1 rRNA gene and 1 pseudogene are annotated in these 963 nt (G+C 66.8%); one reads left to right on the top strand and one right to left on the bottom strand.

What is annotated here, in order from left to right:
• Nucleotides 1-744, top strand: a pseudogene (locus tag LQ326_RS48185) (hypothetical protein); the annotation flags it as partial.
• A gap of 29 nt (nucleotides 745-773) precedes the next feature.
• Here the strand turns inward: LQ326_RS48185 and rrf are convergent.
• Nucleotides 774-890: ribosomal RNA gene (gene rrf, locus LQ326_RS47275) — 5S ribosomal RNA — on the bottom strand.
• Nucleotides 891-963 lie beyond the last annotated feature (73 nt).

Here is a 963-nt window from a genome sequence, read left to right as displayed (position 1 = left end):
GTCACGGCGGAAGCCAGGACGGTCGCCCCGGTCGTCACGGCGGGGACCACGGTCGCGATCGTCGCGCTGACCGTAACCGCCGCCACGGTTGTCGCCACGGTTATCATCCCGACGGCCGTAACCACCGCGGTCGTCACCACGCCGGTCATCCCGGCGGAATCCGCCACGGTCATCACGGTCGTCGCGGTCGTCGCGACGGAAGGCAGGACGTTCACCACGGTCATCACGCCGAACGTCGCGGCGGTCGTCACGGCGGAAGCCGGGACGCTCACCACGGTCGTCACGGCGGGGACCACTGTCTCTGTCATCGCGCCGACCGTATCCGCCTCGATCCCCGCGATCGTCACGCTGGAACCCCGGGCGGGAACCACGGTTGTCATCACGGCGGCCGGAGCCGCCACCGCGGTTGTCGTCGCGACGGTCATCACGACGGCCGGAGCCGCCGCCACGCTCATCGCCACGCCGATCGTCCCGACTGCCGTACCCCGTACCGCGGTTGTCGTCACGGCGGCCGTAGCCGCCGCCACGGTTGTCGTCACGGCGGTCATCGCGACGGCCGTAACCACCGCGGTCTCCACGGTCGTTGCGGTCTCCGCGGTGTCCGCCACGCTCACCGCGGTCACCACTGTCCCGTCGCCGCTGGTCGCGCTCCGGTCGGTCGTCGGGAGAGTTGGTGGACATGGTGACTCCTGTCTTCGGTACCGCAAGCATTGTAAAAACAAAAGGACCCCTGGTCCCAGCTGAACGCTGGGACCAGGGGTCCTCCAAAGATTGTTCGGCGGCGTCCTACTCTCCCACAGGGTCCCCCCTGCAGTACCATCGGCGCTGTAAGGCTTAGCTTCCGGGTTCGAAATGTAACCGGGCGTTTCCCTCACGCTATGACCACCGAAACCCTAATGGTTTCGAGCGAACAAGCACACTCTTCAATTGTGTGTTCAGCTCTAGCCGGCAACGGTCGTTGCC

The organism is Streptomyces shenzhenensis (genome assembly GCF_021462265.1).
In the GTDB taxonomy this organism is placed as follows: Bacteria; Actinomycetota; Actinomycetes; order Streptomycetales; family Streptomycetaceae; genus Streptomyces; species Streptomyces shenzhenensis.
Note: the sequence above shows the minus strand (reverse complement) of the source record. Positions and strands in the feature narration are given on the sequence as shown.